The organism is Nostoc mirabile CHAB5784, assembly GCF_020829645.1.
Classification (GTDB): Bacteria; Cyanobacteriota; Cyanobacteriia; order Cyanobacteriales; family Nostocaceae; genus Nostoc; species Nostoc mirabile.
Map to the genome: position 1 here is coordinate 19,556 of NZ_JAIVFS010000017.1, position 15,109 is coordinate 34,664.

The 15,109-nt window shown below is 42.7% G+C and carries 18 protein-coding genes; 6 read left to right on the plus strand and 12 right to left on the minus strand.

Translation table 11 applies throughout. From position 1 onward, the window contains the following. Positions 1–205 precede the first annotated feature (205 nt). From LC653_RS13480 to LC653_RS13490, 3 genes are all read left to right on the plus strand, one after another. On the plus strand, positions 206–382 hold the full coding sequence (locus LC653_RS13480; protein ID WP_181985004.1) for a ribbon-helix-helix domain-containing protein: 177 nt from the start codon (positions 206–208) through the stop codon (positions 380–382). 274 nt (positions 383–656) lie between these two features. Next, positions 657–2,096: a 9,9'-di-cis-zeta-carotene desaturase gene (zds, locus tag LC653_RS13485; RefSeq protein WP_229494964.1), complete on the plus strand. Its 1,440-nt coding sequence runs from the start codon at positions 657–659 to the stop codon at positions 2,094–2,096. A gap of 42 nt (positions 2,097–2,138) precedes the next feature. After that, positions 2,139–2,582 (plus strand): SRPBCC family protein, encoded by a 444-nt coding sequence (locus tag LC653_RS13490; protein ID WP_229494965.1) that lies wholly within the window; start codon positions 2,139–2,141, stop codon positions 2,580–2,582. Between the two features lie 130 nt (positions 2,583–2,712). On the opposite strand, the gene LC653_RS13495 is transcribed toward LC653_RS13490, so the two are convergent. The 6 genes from LC653_RS13495 to LC653_RS13520 all read right to left on the minus strand — a co-directional run bounded on the left by LC653_RS13495 (position 2,713) and on the right by LC653_RS13520 (position 6,406). Then, complete coding sequence (locus LC653_RS13495) at positions 2,713–3,075, minus strand: hypothetical protein (RefSeq protein WP_229494966.1); 363 nt, start codon at positions 3,073–3,075, stop codon at positions 2,713–2,715. 85 nt (positions 3,076–3,160) lie between these two features. Beyond that, on the minus strand, positions 3,161–3,370 hold the full coding sequence (locus LC653_RS13500) for a hypothetical protein (RefSeq protein WP_229494967.1): 210 nt from the start codon (positions 3,368–3,370) through the stop codon (positions 3,161–3,163). Positions 3,371–3,516: 146 nt separating this feature from the next. Further along, positions 3,517–3,732 (minus strand): type II toxin-antitoxin system HicB family antitoxin, encoded by a 216-nt coding sequence (locus LC653_RS13505; protein ID WP_229494968.1) that lies wholly within the window; start codon positions 3,730–3,732, stop codon positions 3,517–3,519. A gap of 57 nt (positions 3,733–3,789) precedes the next feature. Then, on the minus strand, positions 3,790–4,026 hold the full coding sequence (locus LC653_RS13510) for a 2Fe-2S iron-sulfur cluster-binding protein (protein ID WP_229494969.1): 237 nt from the start codon (positions 4,024–4,026) through the stop codon (positions 3,790–3,792). Between the two features lie 130 nt (positions 4,027–4,156). Continuing rightward, positions 4,157–5,635, minus strand: coding sequence for a cobyric acid synthase CobQ (cobQ, locus tag LC653_RS13515; RefSeq protein WP_229494970.1), 1,479 nt, complete (start codon positions 5,633–5,635; stop codon positions 4,157–4,159). 366 nt (positions 5,636–6,001) lie between these two features. Next, positions 6,002–6,406, minus strand: coding sequence for an Npun_F0494 family protein (locus LC653_RS13520; protein ID WP_229494971.1), 405 nt, complete (start codon positions 6,404–6,406; stop codon positions 6,002–6,004). A 195-nt stretch (positions 6,407–6,601) separates the two neighbouring features. On the opposite strand from LC653_RS13520, the gene LC653_RS13525 reads away from it, so the two are divergent. Then, a complete protein-coding gene (locus LC653_RS13525; RefSeq protein WP_229494972.1) occupies positions 6,602–7,039 on the plus strand; it encodes a peroxiredoxin in 438 nt (145 codons plus the stop codon). 323 nt (positions 7,040–7,362) lie between these two features. Here LC653_RS13525 and LC653_RS13530 read toward each other — a convergent pair whose 3' ends face one another. The 4 genes from LC653_RS13530 to LC653_RS13545 form a co-directional block, all read right to left on the minus strand. Further along, positions 7,363–7,758 (minus strand): hypothetical protein, encoded by a 396-nt coding sequence (locus LC653_RS13530; RefSeq protein WP_229494973.1) that lies wholly within the window; start codon positions 7,756–7,758, stop codon positions 7,363–7,365. Positions 7,759–7,794: 36 nt separating this feature from the next. Continuing rightward, the gene (locus LC653_RS13535) at positions 7,795–8,682 is read right to left on the minus strand and encodes an ABC transporter permease (protein WP_229495054.1); all 888 of its coding nucleotides are present in this window, start codon (positions 8,680–8,682) and stop codon (positions 7,795–7,797) included. 97 nt (positions 8,683–8,779) lie between these two features. After that, entirely contained in the window at positions 8,780–9,799 is a 1,020-nt protein-coding gene (locus tag LC653_RS13540; RefSeq protein WP_229494974.1) for an ABC transporter ATP-binding protein, read from the minus strand. Positions 9,800–10,389: 590 nt separating this feature from the next. Continuing rightward, positions 10,390–11,877, minus strand: a complete 1,488-nt coding sequence (locus tag LC653_RS13545; protein WP_229494975.1) for an aminotransferase class I/II-fold pyridoxal phosphate-dependent enzyme — start codon at positions 11,875–11,877, stop codon at positions 10,390–10,392. Positions 11,878–12,110: 233 nt separating this feature from the next. On the opposite strand from LC653_RS13545, the gene LC653_RS13550 reads away from it, so the two are divergent. Continuing rightward, positions 12,111–12,818, plus strand: coding sequence for a M15 family metallopeptidase (locus LC653_RS13550; RefSeq protein ID WP_229494976.1), 708 nt, complete (start codon positions 12,111–12,113; stop codon positions 12,816–12,818). 5 nt (positions 12,819–12,823) lie between these two features. Here LC653_RS13550 and LC653_RS13555 read toward each other — a convergent pair whose 3' ends face one another. Together LC653_RS13555 and LC653_RS13560 are read right to left on the minus strand one after the other, a co-directional pair. Continuing rightward, entirely contained in the window at positions 12,824–13,297 is a 474-nt protein-coding gene (locus LC653_RS13555) for a TspO/MBR family protein (protein ID WP_229494977.1), read from the minus strand. A 90-nt stretch (positions 13,298–13,387) separates the two neighbouring features. Further along, entirely contained in the window at positions 13,388–13,861 is a 474-nt protein-coding gene (locus LC653_RS13560; RefSeq protein WP_229494978.1) for a TspO/MBR family protein, read from the minus strand. A gap of 516 nt (positions 13,862–14,377) precedes the next feature. Here LC653_RS13560 and LC653_RS13565 point away from each other — a divergent pair. Beyond that, entirely contained in the window at positions 14,378–14,947 is a 570-nt protein-coding gene (locus LC653_RS13565) for a DUF3611 family protein (protein ID WP_229494979.1), read from the plus strand. The last annotated feature ends 162 nt before the right edge of the window (positions 14,948–15,109 follow it).

Sequence of the window (15,109 nt, forward strand, 5' to 3'; positions counted from 1 at the left end):
AGCAACTATGTGGTCTTTATCATGTCACAACAGTAACAAATAAAGTGTAGTTTTTTAATTTTTTTAGGAAATGATGAATACTTTGACAAAACGAACATTTTTAATATTAATGATATTACTTGTTTCCTGAGACAAATTCTGATAACCTTATCGGTTCCCTCTTTGATTTAGAATCTTTCGACGATCTAAATATCCAGCAGATAGCATGATAATGACAAATAAAAAATGGGCTGTTAAACGTATAACTGTCAATCTCGCAACACAAGAAGCGGAAAAGCTAGAAAAATATTGTCAACAAACAGGTAGACCCGCAACCGATGTGATTCGCGAACTGATTAGAAGTTTGCCTGTCTCCGATGACGACAAAGATGTAAACAAGTAAGAAGTTGCTTTTACGACTTACCAGATAACTGCTTTGTTACCAAAAAATAGCTATGATACTTTTTTGAGTGCGCCGCTATGGACAAGAGTTTGTCTAGCTGATACAGACGCGTTTTTCTCGCGTCTGGTCAATTGCCGGGACTAAAACCAGTGATCAAAAAAGTTTTAGTATTGACATTGCGATGGTTTAATATGCTGGTGGAGTTGATATTAAGTAGCAAATTCCGACACCAACCCAGTTACAATCTGTAAAGAAACTGAAAAGGAACGACGGAATGCGTGTTGCAATAGTAGGTGCGGGACTGGCTGGACTAGCAACCGCAGTAGATTTAGCTAATGCTGGTTGTGAAGTAGAGATTTTTGAGTCTCGTCCGTTTGTGGGTGGTAAAGTTGGCAGTTGGGTTGATGGAGATGGCAACCATGTAGAAATGGGTTTGCATGTATTTTTCGGCTGCTACTACCAACTATTTGACTTGATGAAGAAAGTGGGGGTGTTAGAAAACTTACGCCTCAAGGAACATACCCACACTTTTATTAATAAAGGAGGCCGCACTGGTGGTTTAGATTTTCGCTTCTTTACAGGTGCGCCTTTCAATGGCTTAAAGGCATTTTTCACGACCTCTCAACTATCGTTGCAGGATAAACTGCAAAATGCGATCGCTTTGGGTACTAGTCCCATAGTTCGCGGGTTGGTAGACTTTAACGGGGCGATGAAAACCATCCGCAACTTAGATAAAGTTAGCTTTGCCGACTGGTTCCGCAGTCACGGTGGGAGTAATGGCAGCATCAAACGCTTATGGAACCCCATTGCCTACGCATTGGGATTTATTGATTGCGAAAATATGTCTGCCCGTTGTATGTTAACGATATTCCAGTTATTTGCAGTCAGAACTGAAGCCTCAGTTTTGCGAATGCTGGAAGGGTCTCCATCTGAGTATTTACACAAGCCCATTCTGGAATATTTGGAAGTCAGAGGCACGAAAGTTTACACGCGTCGGCAAGTTCGGGAAATTCAATTTACACAGTTAGACGAACAAACCCGTGTCACTGGTATAGTAGTTGCCCAAGGTGATACATTAGAAACTATCACTGCTGATGCTTATGTCTTTGCCTGTGATGTTCCAGGAATTCAACGCATCCTACCCCACGAGTGGCGTAAGTGGTCAGAATTTGACAATATTTACAAACTAGATGCAGTGCCAGTGGCTACAGTACAGTTACGCTTCGATGGTTGGGTAACTGAACTAAACGATGGAGAGCAACGTAAACAGCTTTTGCACGCGGCTGGAATTGATAATTTGCTGTACACAGCCGATGCTGACTTTTCTTGTTTTGCCGATTTGGCGTTGACTAGCCCTGCTGATTATTATCGCCCAGGACAGGGTTCATTGTTACAGTTAGTGCTGACACCGGGAGATCCGTTTATTGCACAAAGTAATGAAGCGATCGCACAGCATGTCCTCAAGCAAGTGCATGAACTGTTTCCCTCGTCGCGGGAGCTAAATATGACTTGGTACAGTGTAGTGAAACTTGCTCAGTCTCTCTACCGAGAAGCGCCAGGGATGGATGCGTACCGTCCCAACCAAAAGACACCAGTAGATAATTTCTTCCTTGCAGGGAGTTATACTCAGCAAGATTACATCGACAGCATGGAAGGTGCTACTATTTCTGGACGGCGGGCGGCAAAAGTGATTTTGGATAGTTTGAAGAGATAACTAACCGCAAAGGGCGCAAAGGGCGCGAAGGAAGAAGAGAGAATGTCAGATTGGTTAGAGCATACTGTACAGGTAGAAGTAGAAGTTCCTATAGATTTAGTATGGAGCCTTTGGTCTGATTTGGAGCAAATGCCCCGGTGGATGAAGTGGATTGATTCGGTGAAAATTCCGCCAGATAATCCAGACATATCACTTTGGAAATTAAAGACGGGCAGTTTAGAATTTACTTGGAAATCCCGAATTCTCAAAGTTATTCCCAACCAAATTATCCAATGGGAATCGATTGATGGTTTGCCGAATCAGGGAGCGATTCGCTTTTACGATCGCAACAATAGTAGTATTGTTAAAATGACCATTTCCTATGCTATCCCCGGTATTATTGGCAAAATTATGGATAACTTGTTTTTAGGGCGGATAGTTGAATCGACAATTCAAGCTGATTTAGAAAGGTTTAAAGAATATGCGCTGAATGTTAAAGCTAATTGATATATATGGCAAAAAGAGGCAGTAGGAAACAATGTGTAAAAGTTTCTTATTGCCTGGGAAGTTTGGATTTTTTAATGGTTGGAGGAGGTGCGATAGCGTTATTACTTAATGGAGCTTCTTTTTAAAATATTTATACGTAATCACCACCCTCTTCGCTAATAATTTTCCAATCGCTATCATTAGTTTCTATCCGACAATCTGTTATATAAAGCAACTCTAGATGGCCCCATTCATACAATGGCCCCTTTGTTTTTATATTCTCTTCTGATTTTTGCACAGCCTCTGTTAGTCTTTTGTTTGCTATCTGTATTGCTATCTCATTAGCTTTTTCATTTAAACACTCTTGAAAGTTTTCCGAATCTTGTATAGTAAATTCATCTTCATTTTTATCTATACCAAAATCGGTTGGATTATGTTCATTTTCGTTTAGCTCAACTTCGATTTCAACTTCAACTTCGATTATTTTTTTAATTGTTAATTTCTTTGTTAGCATAAATTTCTACTTTTTTATAAAACATTTTCAGTGAATTTAGTACAAATTCAGTATGCATTATTATGATTTGGAATATAAACATCCGTTAATCAGGTTTCAGACTCTTTGATGTCCAGCTAATTTCTAAAACTTTTAAAGCAGCATCTAATCTTGCTAATTTTTCCTGTGAACCTACTGTTTCGGATGAATTTATTACGTTATTCACGAAAATTGCAGCATTATTCGCTAGCTTAAGAAAGGCTAATTTTGCTTCTAGGTCGCCTTCGATTACTTTTTGTCTTTGTTCTGATGTCATGTAAATTACCTAGTTAACTGGATTTTTCATAACTTAACAAATTATCTAGCAGCAAAAAACCAGTAATAACACGTAAAAATACTATTTAAACCAAAAAACTGCGATCACACAAATTAGCATTAGTCACCACTTAGTAAAGTGGGTTATCAGACCCTACTTACTGTTGGTTCTGGAAGTGGATCACCTACAGCTTCGTAAGCAATAATTAGAGACTCTAAAACTTCAATTCCATTTGCCACAGCCAACTCATAAGTATCCCCATGAGTCCGCCAGCGTTGTCCTGGAAAATCAGGAAATCCTACCAAGAAGCAATCATCTTCCTCAGACCACTGAATAACCATTTTGTATTTAAGCTTACTCATCTTGTTTCTTCTCCTCTACTTCTTCGTCTGACATTCTGAACTTAGAGGGTTAAAAAACTACCAAGTTGGGTCGCTAAACAAATTAATCGTCAATCCTTCTCGTGATGGTACAGCCGTAATACAAGCGCGGACGATTTCTCCATCCTCTAACTCCACGGTGCAAGCGTGACAAGACCCCATGAGACAACCGGTGGGAATAAATACCCCAGCCCGATCTGCTACATCTAAAAGGGCTTCTCCCACTTCGGCATCTACTGTGACATCATCTGGTAAAAAGCGGACACGAACAATCATCAATGTTACGCATTTAATTTAGTATTGACTTGTAAGGGTTGTCCTTTGTCATTAGTCCTTTGTAAAGACAAATGACTAATGACCAATGACAGTTTTAAGGAAAAAATGTGCGATTTTTATGCACTTTAGTTTAAGACAAAAACGGAGTTAAGTCTAAATGGCTTTCTACTTCAGTGGCTAGGGAGTCCAAAATCTGCTCTCGCTGTTCCCGGTAGTTAGCAACACCTGTAGGCAAAGATTTTAAACCGCGCTGTTGACGGAGGCGATTTAACCAAGCGCGTCGCCAAGGGCCGTTGTCAAAAAGCCCGTGGAGATAACTTCCCCAGACTGATTGACAACTATCCACTAATCCTAAATTAATATCGTCAAATAGGGCATGGTACGATTGAGGGTCTATACCTTGCTGTTCGATGCGCGATCGCCCTTGGTGAATTTCAAAGCCATTTACTGGCAAGCCCTGTTGCGGATAATTTGAGCTAACTTGGCGCTGGCGGGCGATTTTTTGTCCGGTAATTACGGTTCTGATTGGTAAAAGATTTAACCCTTGATACCTGCCTGCTTGTCCCTCTATCCCTTCAGGATCAGCGATGATTTGACCGAGCATTTGATACCCACCGCAGATACCTAAAACCGTTCCCCCAGAAGCAGCATAGTGTTGGATAGCTTCTGCCATACCGCTTTTTTGCAGCAGTAGCAAATCAGCAATTGTGGTTTTTGTACCTGGGATAATTACGGCATCAGGATGTTCTAAATCTTGCTTTGGACTGAGATATTTTACTGAAACAGTGCTTTCTGATTCAAGTGGGTCAAAGTCGGTAAAATTGGCAATTCTGGGTAAGCGGATGACAGCAATGTTGAGGTCAGTTTGGGCTTTATGGGATTCACGTTCTAGCAAATCAAGGGAGTCTTCTGCTGGAAACACTTGTTGTAAGTAGGGTATAACACCGACAACAGGGATACCTGTACGTTCTTCTAACCATTTTATCCCCGGTTCTAGGAGCGATCGCTGTCCTCGAAACTTGTTAATTACTACACCCTTAATTAAAGCGCGTTCTTCTGGTTCTAATAACTCTAAGGTTCCAACGACATGGGCAAAAGCACCACCCCGATCAATGTCAACTACTAACATCGTTGGCGCATTTAAATGTTTTGCCACCCGCATATTAGTTAAGTCACGGTGCTTGAGGTTAATCTCTGCTGGACTACCAGCACCTTCACAAACCACCATGTCAAATTCTGTTCCTAAATGCTGTAGCGATTCTTCAATTGTCCGCCACCCCAGGTCAAAATATTGCTCGTAGTAATCTGAGGCACTTACTTTACCAACAGACCTACCTTTGATAATTACTTGGGAAGTCATATCGCCTTGAGGTTTGAGTAAAATTGGGTTCATTTCTACCCAAGGTACGACTCCCGCCGCCCAAGCTTGCACTGCTTGAGCATAGCCAATCTCTCCACCATTGGCAGTGACATAAGCATTTAAAGCCATATTTTGACCTTTAAAGGGAGCCACTCGCCAGCCACGCCGCGACAGAATGCGACAAATAGCTGTAGTTAAAAGTGATTTCCCTGCATGGGATGTTGTCCCCACCACCATAATTGATTTCATAATTGCTATTCGTTAGTTTTTCAGGATACAGAGTGAATTTTTAGGAGTGAACAATTATATGGCAATCCGTCCATCAGTTAAAAAACAGGGGAGCAGGCTTGCCGTGAGCTTGTCCTGAGTGTAGTCGTTGGCGAAGCCTCTCGTAGAGAAGGGCGTAGCCGAACGGGAGCAGATAACAGGAGGAGAATTCCTGTATAATTTATCCCCCTTGCAAGAGCAGCACCCTTCTTCTCTACCTCATCTCTTTACTAGCACCATCAGAAATTTCAATTAGGTAATTATCGTAAAGACTTCATGAATAGATGTGACGTTTCCGTATATATTGTTCCCTTTGATTCCCTAATCCTAACTTTTTGGTTTTTTATTCTAAAAAGGTATCCGCAACCAACGAGTCACAGCATCGGATAAACGATCGCGCCATGAAGGTGTCCGCCAATTTTTTCCCTGATATTGTTCCACTAACTGGCGACCCAAGGGAGTGAGGCGAAAACTATCTGTAATCCCCTGACCATCGACTTCTCGCCGTAATACACCCACTTGGATCAGCCAGCCCAAGGCGTTGTCACAGGCTAATTCTGATAAAGGGCGTTTAGTATAGCCCTGCTTAAGGCCATTTTCCAGTGCGATCGCAGTTAATGACACACTCTGGTGTCCCATGACTTCAAATAAAGATAAATCGAAGGGCGAACACACTAGCGATCGCTCCGCTCTCTCTACTGTGCTTTGAGGATAAACAAAAATATTTGGGTTTTGGGAATCAACAGCAGGCATTGTGTATGGGGAGTAATTTTTCTTCTGATAAAAATTAATGTAAGAATATATTTTTTCTTGTATCAACTACCTCATTTAAGCAAAAATTGCTTACCTAAAGTATAGTTATGCTATTTTTTAGTAATTATATTTAATGATTATAAATTAATGTAAAATTTCAAGTGCATCAACAATCTGAAACAGGAAAGGTTAATTATGCCTCTAGCAGTTGGTACGGATGCACCTGCATTTACCGCTAAAGATACAAAGGGCAACACAGTCTCGCTATCTGATTTTGCCGGGAAGACGGTCGTTTTGTATTTTTACCCCAAAGATGACACGCCAGGCTGCACCAAACAAGCCTGTAGTTTTCGGGATGCCCAGTCTCAATATCAAAGTAAAGATATTGTCATCTTGGGAGTCAGTGCTGATGATGAAGTCTCCCATCAGGCATTCACCCAAAAGTATGATTTGAATTTTCCCCTACTGGCTGACACCGACAAATCCCTCATCACAGCTTTCGATGTGGATGGCGGCGGTTATGCCAAGCGCGTCACCTACGTAATTGACCCCAGTGGCAAAATTACCCATGTTGACACTAGTGTAAATACCACTACCCATGCTAGCGATGTTTTAGCTGCACTGGGGCTGTAGTTTTTTACCTGAGAACTAAGGATTTTTTAAACAGTCTCAGCCCCAAGCTCTTATAGTCTGTCAAGTTTAAGGGAACTCCAACAAATAAATTATTCAATGTTGTGGGGTGGGCATCTTGCCCGCCCAGTTCACAGGACGGGCGAGACGCCCATCCTACAAGAAATATTGGGATATTTTATTACTTGGAAGTTCCTAAATTGATGGGTCAACAAGTTCGTAGTAAGGACTTTAGTCCTTGTTTTTTAAGCACTGAAGTGCTTACTACAAACCCTCAGAATTAGCTTAGACATTGTACTAGAGGCTTGGGGTTACTTTATTTGAATTCAGTTACCTGATGGTGGTGTAACCGATGGCGGCGTAGCTGATGGTAGTGTAAACGATGGCGAACTGGGAGCTGCTTGCTGTTCACCTCGAATTAGTTTTTGTTGCCTTGCTTTAAAAGCTGCTGCGGCTGAGTCTAGTTGTTCGTTCTGTTGGTCAGAATTCCAGTTAAGAGTCCCGAAATTCGCCCGATGAATCAGGTCAAACATGTTGAAATTATCTGAGTTCGTGCGGGAGAAAGGATCGGTATTTTGGTCTGTTGTACTATTACTGGGAAAAGAATCTGCTGGGCTGCTGATTTGAGCCGAACTGGGTTGAGCCATGAGCAAGGAAGCAAAGCTAATTCCTGCCACGGTAGCGACAATGAGTCTAGGAATTTGTAAAAATGATTTTTTCATGGGATTTTGACCCTAAAATTGCTCTATTTTATCTCTTTAAGCAAGAGTCCGCCGTAGTTGGGGCTGAATACTCACTAAGGCGACAAGGGCAAAGCCAAACAATACCAGCAACGCTCCCCCGAAGGTAACATCACCCCAAGGAGCTTGCATGACTACGCTACCTAGTTCCCAACTACTGTGGAGATACAGATAGCGAATGGGTTCGATCGCATAGCTGAGAGGATTTAGGGTAGCTACAACCTGCAACCACTGAGGCATGAAGGATAGAGGAGCCAAAGCAGTACTAGCAAACAATAATGGTAGGTTAGTGACGAAAATCACTGCTATCAATTCAATGTGTCCGGGTAGAGCGAAAGCTAAACCAAGGGAGATGGCTGTTACGCCTAAAGCTAAGAGGAAGACAATTAGAGCGATCGCAAATAAACCCGTTGCATCTGGTAGTCCAGCCCCAATAAACGCTGCTGCTGCAACAATCACGGCTGCTTGCAGCAAACTTTGGCTGATAATAAAGATTGCCGAAGCAAAGACAATGGAAAACCGTGATGCTAACGGTGCTACCAGCAAACGATTCAAAAAGCCGAACTCGCGATCAAACATTACGGGCAAACCAGCATTCAGCGCCCCAGCAAAGGCTGTAAACACAATTACTCCAGCAGCCAAAAATTGACCGTAATTTGTCGTACTGCCGAACAATCCCTTGGGTGCATTTTGAAATAAAGCACCAAATAGCACCAACCACATTACTGGCTGAATAATTCCGGCAACCAATGTGGAGGGACGCCGTTGCAATTGAATAAACAAGCGACGAGTTAAAGCCAACGTCTCTTGTACCAATTCACCGAAAAAGTTAGGTGCAGCATTCGCATCTGCTTGTGGCGATGCTAACGGCTGCCAATTGATATCAGATTTAGGAGTAAGGCTCATAAATAATTGGGGAGTGGGGAGTGGGGAGTGGGGAGTGGGGAATTGGGGATTGGGGATTGGGGATTGGTAACTATCTCCATGCCTCATGCCCCAGTTTCTATCTCATATTCTGCTTTTTCTCAGCTTTGGGATCGCGAGTGGCAACGGCTGCCAGTTCTGCATCCATCAGTGTGCGTCCTGTAGCAGCGAGGTAAACGTCATCGAGGCTGGGGCGAGATTGGGCTATGCCAAATATGGGCAAGCCAGCAGTATTCAACGCTTGCTGTATGTTAATCAGAACATCGTTCTGAGGTGTCACTACTAAGTTGAGGGAATTACCTTGAGCGCTGTTGATGATCACTTCTTGCACAAACGGCAAAGGTTGCAAGAGGTTTTTGGCAATTTCTGCTTCCTCAATGGGGGAAAACTCGCGGATTCGCAAGGTGATGCGATCGCCCCCTACTTGATCCTTTAATTGCGAAGGTGTCCCACCAGCAATTACAACGCCCCGATCTATAATTGCCACGCGATCGGCTAAAGCGTCAATTTCTTCTAGATAATGGCTGGTAATTACTACCGTCGTCCCAGAGGCGCGTAATTTTCTCAGGAAATCCCATACCACAAAACGGGTTTCTATGTCAAGTCCTACTGTTGGCTCATCTAACACCAAAACATCCGGTGAATGGAGTAACCCAGCAGCCAAGTCTAGGCGCTTGCGTAAACCGCCGGAATAGGTTCCTGTCTTTTTATTGGCGTATTCTTGCAAACCGAGTAAATCTAATACAGTCTCGATGCGCTGTTTGGCTACTGTGCCTGGGAGGTGATAAAGTGCAGCTTGCAGTTGCAGCAGTTCTCTTCCAGTCAGCACCTTATCTATAGCGACTTCCTGAGCTACGTAGCCTAGTCGCTGTCTTGCCACTCTCGGATTATCTAACACAGAGATGCCAGATACTTCGATTTTGCCAGCATCCGGTGTGGTAAGTGTACATAAAGCACGCAAGGTAGTAGTTTTACCAGCACCGTTGGGGCCTAGTAAACCAAAAATTTCTCCTGGTTCTACCTGAAAGGAAACATCTTGGACGGCAACCACTGTACCGTAACGTTTTTGCAAATTTTGAATGAAAACGGCGGGAGCCATGACAGCTTATCCCCAACTATACAAATCTCAATAAAGTCTATCTTTATTGTAGAAGGTGGGGACTAGGAAATAGCGCATGAGCGAAAATCTGTAAACGAGTTCGCTTCATGCGCCATGCTGCCAAAAATTTCTGCTCATTTTAAGCCAATACGCTTGGGTTAAGGATAATTGTAGGTTGGGTTGAACTTTAGTGTTACCCAACAAATGCCGGAAAATGTTGGGTTTCGTTCCTCAACCCAACCTACGCAAATTTATTTTTCTGGCTTAACCCAAGCGTATTGCATTTTAAGCAAGTTGTTTGATTGCGTTTGTAGCAAAATACACCAAATACTAGAGCTTTGTGACTTGAAAAGCAGCTTTTGAACTCGTAAACTAACTTTTGTGACTTGAAAAGCAGCTTTTGTGACTTGAAAAGCAGCTTTTGTGACTTGAAAAGCAGCTTTTGTGACTTGAAAAGCAGCTTTTGCGACTTGAAAAGCAGCTTTTGCGACTTGAAAAGCAGCTTTTGCGACTTGAAAAGCAGCTTTTGCGACTAGTTTTGTATTAACGGTAGGATGTGGGGCTTCTAGCCGTTCAACTAAATTAGCACGCTATTTAACAACTTTCAAAGTTTCGAGGCTAGTGTCATTGCAACCACTGATAAATCCTCCCATCGCCTGGATTTGTTGCAAGTAGTCAAGAACGGGTTTGGTGATGAGTTCCCCTGGCATTAATACGGGAATTCCCGGAGGATAGGGACAGACGATTTCGGCACAAATGCGATCGCAAGTCTTTGCTAAAGGTAATATTTCACTAATAGCAAAAAAAGCTTCACGGGGAGACAAATACAAATTAGTACCGAATGTTCTGACAAAATCCTGCCAAATATAGTTTTTAACAGTAGCGTTGGTTGGGCGATATTCTTTGGCGAGAATGGTAAAACTTTGGACTAATTGTTCAATATCGGCTGCGGTATTGCCCAAACTAATGATAAAAGTCAGATGTTGCTGGGAGGGAAATTCAGCAGTAACGGCAAATTTTTCATCCAAAATTTCATCTGCTGCAAATCCAGTTAAACCTAAATTAGAAACAGTCACAGTTAGTCGGGTTTTGTCTAAAGCCACAAAACCAGGAGATCCCCCCAACCCCCCTTCAAAAGGGGGGCTAAGAATTTGTAAAACAGATAATCCAGGAATTTGACTGATTTTGGTTCTAGCTTCATCAGCAAGTTGCAAAGTACGAGACATTAGCATTTTGCCGTGGAGTGCCATTTGCTGACGCGCTGCATCTAGAGAAGCTAAAAGTATATAACTAGGACTGGTAGATTGTACGAGTTGCAAAGCTTTACTGATGCGATCGCAATCTATCCTATTACCTTGGATGTGCAGCATCGATGCCTGTGTCATTGCACCAAGTACTTTGTGGATAGATTGTACAGTTAAATCAGCACCTGCGGCTAAGGCTGGAGTGGGTAATTCGGGATGAAAGGCAAAGTGGGCGCCGTGTGCCTCATCTACGAGTAGAGGGATATTATATTGATGTGTGATATTGGCGATCGCACTCAAATTTCCGCAAACGCCGTAATATGTTGGGTAAACTGTCAACACTGCTTTAGCATCTGGATGTTGTTGGAGTGCAGATTCTACAGCATTAGGCGTGATGCTATGGGCAATATCTAAAACTGGATTGTATTCAGGATTAAGAAAAATGGGTATTGCACCGGAGAGAATTAAACCAGCGATCGCAGATGAATGTACATTGCGAGGCAGAATGATTTTATCGCCTGTGCTACAGGTAGCGAGAATTGCTGCTTCAATCCCACAGGTAGAACCATTGACAAGGAACCATGTTTGTGAAGCGCCAAATGCCTCAGCTGCTAGTTGTTGTGCTTCTTGAATAACGCCTTGGGGTGCAAAGAGATTATCTAAATCTGCTAATTCGGTTAAATCAGCGCGAAAGACAGCTTTACCAAGTAAATCAGCCAAGGGTTGAGAAATTCCCTCACCTTGTTTATGTCCTGGGGTGTAAAAAGGCGCATGGGATCTTGCTGCATTGGCTTTTAAGGCATCTAATAAGGGTGTTTGGTTTTGATTGAGCATTAAAATAATTCGTAATTCGTAATTCGTAATTCGTAATTAGAAAAAACAAACCGTTAACTAGTTCCGTGGGTTTAAGTCCCCCGGTTCAAAAATCATGCAAGTTTTGTGTTGGGGTTAAATCCCCATTACAAAACAAAATTTACGAAAGCGTTGCGTTAGCGAGTCCGCGTTCGCGCAGCGTCTCGTAGAGAGCGTCATTACGAATTACGAATTACGAATTACGAATTACTCACATGAGACCTTATCATCAAATCCCGATTTTTGAGTGTAGTGAACCCCTGGTGGAGATTCCTTTAGAATTTTTTGCGGTGGAATCTCCCCATCCTTATGAAAAATTAGGTGCTACCTATGGCGATCGCTCCCCCTATTATCTCCGTCAAAGTGTTATTGAAAATTTGATCCAAGCGCAAAATTATCTTCAACTACTGCATCGCAACTGGCGTATCCAAATTTTTGATGCTTATCGCCCGATCGCAGTCCAGCAGTTTATGGTAGATTACAGCTTCGCCCAAGCAGTGCAGGATAGGGGATTAACTGACGTGGAATTATCCCCAAACCAACGCCAAGAAATTTGGGAAGCGGTTTATGAAATTTGGGCTGTACCAAGTTTGAATGAAAAAACTCCCCCTCCTCACAGTACAGGCGCGGCGGTGGATGTAACGCTAGTAGATGATGCAGGGCAAATAGTAAATATGGGTTCGCCCATTGATGAAATGTCAGAGCGATCGCATCCCGATTATTATGCCAATAGCGATCGCCCAGAAGCCCAAAAGTATCATGCTCACCGTCAGCTATTGCAAGATGTAATGTTAAAAGCCGGTTTTCAACGCAATCCTAGAGAGTGGTGGCATTTTTCTTTTGGCGATCAAATGTGGGCTTGGCTGAATAATCAATCCAATCCAGCCAATCCTGTCACAGCACGTTATGGGCGTCTTACATAGATGCGTTATGCATCTTGAGGATTTAACTCTTTTAACTCGTCGGTAGTGTAAGTACCAATAGGAGTCCAAATTAGATAGGGAAGGAGTAACAGCGCCGCCATTAGAGAAATCGGCAAAACGCAGATTGCGAGAACAACGCCTGAAATCAAACCGATTAGCCCAAGGATTTCTCCAGCTTTAAGACTGCGAAACCTCAACATTACAGGTATGTAGGCGACGGTGATAATTTCCACCAAGAGGTACAAAGCCATTAGTAGCCAAGTAATTATGCCTCCTGGATTCTTTTCCCAGACAACATAAGCTGAAGCTGCACCGCAAATAAAAATCACAGTCCAGATCACCGGAATCAACGGCTCAAAAACTAGCCAGCGCGGGCGACTTAAATTTGCAAACCATTTAACATCACGCGGCGTGATCAAGAAACTACCAAGGGCAACCAAGAAAGTTACAGCCCCAATTATTATCCAAGATGGAATCATAATGCACTCAAGTTTTGTGTATTTTGTCAAGTCATACACTGCAAGTTTGACAATTTAGGGCATAGTTTGAATCATTCGCTGGTGCGAATCTTAGGCATCTTGAGGATTGAGACTGATCATCTGCCAAGTGGTATAAGTACCAATGGGACTCCACAGCAAATAAGGAACTAGTAATAGTGCTGCCCAGCCAGAAATACTTAAGACTGCAAGTATTAATAAAGCAGAAATGATAAAACCTGTGCCACCAAGAATAGTACCGACTTTCAGGCTGCGAAGCCTAAACATTACAGGCGTATAGGCAATGGTAATAATTTCTAAAAGCAAGTATAAACCCATGATTAACCGGGTTGAGGTGCTTCCTGGATCTTTTTCCCAGACAATATAAGCTGACCAAGCACCGCAAATAAATATTACAGTCCAGATAATTGGAATCGCACCCTCAAAAGTTAGCCATCTCGGTCTTTGTAAGCGCTTGAACCATTGGCGATCGCTAGGTGTAATCAAGTTAGCCGCTAAAGCAACTAAGAAAGCCACACCCCCAATCACCATCCAAGATTTAATCATGGCCGTTATTCCTTTATAAGCGCTATCTATCGCTTAATATCACTCTTTATAGTGTGATTTTGTCAATTTAGTTGCTAATTACTCATCATCCCTGAGTTTGAAACCTTCAAATCGTTTGGCAGGATTTTAAATTATGGGCATTGGAAATTGGGAATTGGGCATCAATACGCTTGGGTTAAGGAAAATTGTAGGTTGGGTTAAGCAAAGCGCAACCCAACAAAGCCCCGGAAATGTTGGGTTTTGTTCCTCAAACGCCACTTGCTTCAAGTCGGGAAACCGCAAGGGCGCAGTGGCTCCCCAACCTACACAATTTAAGGTTTTTGGCGCTAACTGAACTGTATTGAATTGGGCATTGGTTATTTCTCCCCCTGCCTCCCCTGCTCCCTCATCCCCCACTCCCCACTCCCCACTCCCTACTCCCCAGGAAATTATGTCTGGGGGTGGGGGTATGGGTCGAAGCGTGGAAATATTCTTGGTAATAGGGGAATAAGGTAATTAGATTTAATGGTAATTTATATGCAAACTAAATCAGAAACGCGATCGCAAGCACCAGAAACTCGAGGAATTGGTAATACTATTCGGCTCACAGGCTGGATTGCTTTCTGGATACAATTGGGACTTGCAGTAGTTTCTGGTTTAGCTTTGTTATTTGCTTTGACTGGCCGTAGCTTTGCGGAACAACCGAATACTGGTCTTGGGGTAGGTATCTTTTGGGCTGTGTGCGGTGTTGTAGTGTTGTTGTTCTCTGTGTATTGGGATTTTCGTTACACTCGCATAGGCAAAAGTCTAGAAAATCCTAATCCGGCGCTGCATCTCAGTAAGGCAGATACAACTAAAATAATCCGATTGGGAATAATTGCAGGTTTGGTGGGAATATTATTAACTCTCTTGGGTGCTGGATCAACTGTGTTAGTGCTAGTAGCAAAATCTATATCCCAACCTCCAGGAGTGGCAATTACTGATCCCTACAGAATTATTCGGGCGCTGGATGTTTTTGTGGCTGTGGCAAACATCAACGGGATTGCTGCTCACTTTGTGGGTACTATCGCTTCGTTATGGTTACTTGAGCGAGTGCATCAACACTAGTACCGCTACATAAAATTTAAAAAGCTTATACTGAGTGGTGAATTCTGACTGATGAGTAAATCCCAATGAGGATCAAAATTTTGCTGATGAGTCTTTGATACTCGTTGACGAGGCTTTGAACTCCGTTCATCCACCTCAGATACTCGTGAACGAGGCTTTGAA

Bases quoted from the DNA above. Each gene is read 5' to 3' on its own strand.
- LC653_RS13480 (WP_181985004.1), top strand. From the start codon at position 206: ATGATAATGACAAATAAAAAATGGGCTGTTAAACGTATAACTGTCAAT.
- zds (WP_229494964.1), top strand. From the start codon at position 657: ATGCGTGTTGCAATAGTAGGTGCGGGACTGGCTGGACTAGCAACCGCA.
- LC653_RS13490 (WP_229494965.1), top strand. From the start codon at position 2,139: ATGTCAGATTGGTTAGAGCATACTGTACAGGTAGAAGTAGAAGTTCCT.
- LC653_RS13495 (WP_229494966.1), bottom strand. From the start codon at position 3,075: ATGCTAACAAAGAAATTAACAATTAAAAAAATAATCGAAGTTGAAGTT.
- LC653_RS13500 (WP_229494967.1), bottom strand. From the start codon at position 3,370: ATGACATCAGAACAAAGACAAAAAGTAATCGAAGGCGACCTAGAAGCA.
- LC653_RS13505 (WP_229494968.1), bottom strand. From the start codon at position 3,732: ATGAGTAAGCTTAAATACAAAATGGTTATTCAGTGGTCTGAGGAAGAT.
- LC653_RS13510 (WP_229494969.1), bottom strand. From the start codon at position 4,026: ATGATTGTTCGTGTCCGCTTTTTACCAGATGATGTCACAGTAGATGCC.
- cobQ (WP_229494970.1), bottom strand. From the start codon at position 5,635: ATGAAATCAATTATGGTGGTGGGGACAACATCCCATGCAGGGAAATCA.
- LC653_RS13520 (WP_229494971.1), bottom strand. From the start codon at position 6,406: ATGCCTGCTGTTGATTCCCAAAACCCAAATATTTTTGTTTATCCTCAA.
- LC653_RS13525 (WP_229494972.1), top strand. From the start codon at position 6,602: ATGCCTCTAGCAGTTGGTACGGATGCACCTGCATTTACCGCTAAAGAT.
- LC653_RS13530 (WP_229494973.1), bottom strand. From the start codon at position 7,758: ATGAAAAAATCATTTTTACAAATTCCTAGACTCATTGTCGCTACCGTG.
- LC653_RS13535 (WP_229495054.1), bottom strand. From the start codon at position 8,682: ATGAGCCTTACTCCTAAATCTGATATCAATTGGCAGCCGTTAGCATCG.
- LC653_RS13540 (WP_229494974.1), bottom strand. From the start codon at position 9,799: ATGGCTCCCGCCGTTTTCATTCAAAATTTGCAAAAACGTTACGGTACA.
- LC653_RS13545 (WP_229494975.1), bottom strand. From the start codon at position 11,877: ATGCTCAATCAAAACCAAACACCCTTATTAGATGCCTTAAAAGCCAAT.
- LC653_RS13550 (WP_229494976.1), top strand. From the start codon at position 12,111: ATGAGACCTTATCATCAAATCCCGATTTTTGAGTGTAGTGAACCCCTG.
- LC653_RS13555 (WP_229494977.1), bottom strand. From the start codon at position 13,297: ATGATTCCATCTTGGATAATAATTGGGGCTGTAACTTTCTTGGTTGCC.
- LC653_RS13560 (WP_229494978.1), bottom strand. From the start codon at position 13,861: ATGATTAAATCTTGGATGGTGATTGGGGGTGTGGCTTTCTTAGTTGCT.
- LC653_RS13565 (WP_229494979.1), top strand. From the start codon at position 14,378: ATGCAAACTAAATCAGAAACGCGATCGCAAGCACCAGAAACTCGAGGA.